This window comes from Herbaspirillum lusitanum P6-12, from assembly GCF_000256565.1.
GTDB lineage: Bacteria > Pseudomonadota > Gammaproteobacteria > Burkholderiales > Burkholderiaceae_D > Herbaspirillum > Herbaspirillum lusitanum.
In genome coordinates, this window is record NZ_AJHH01000046.1 from 1 (window position 1) to 366 (window position 366).

A 366-nucleotide genomic window follows, 5' to 3' on the forward strand; every position below is an offset into this window, starting at 1 on the left:
TATGTCGACCGCAACCTGCAGGCCGCACAGGAAACCTGCGACCTGATCCGCAGCGAAGGCGGCACCTGTGAAGTGGTCGCCGCCGACGTGTCGAAGACGCCGGACATCGAAGCCATGGTGCAGGCCGCGCTCGATCATTTCGGTCGCATCGACGTCTTGCACAATAACGTCGGCATCGCTGAAACCGGCGGCCCGGTCGAAGCCAGCGAAGAGAGCTGGAACCGCGTCATCGCCATCAACCAGACCAGCGTCTTCATGACCTGCAAGCACGTGCTGCCGGTGATGGAAAAACAGAAGAAGGGCGCCATCGTCAACATCTCGTCGCTGGCGGCGATCCGTTGGGTTATAATTAGTCCCGTATATCTT

General features: G+C 59.6%; 1 protein-coding gene. It reads left to right on the plus strand.

What is annotated here, in order from left to right; genetic code table 11:
• Positions 1–366, plus strand: a 366-nt coding sequence (locus HLUSI_RS0101770) for an SDR family NAD(P)-dependent oxidoreductase (protein ID WP_016832334.1), incomplete at both ends; no start/stop codon positions are given.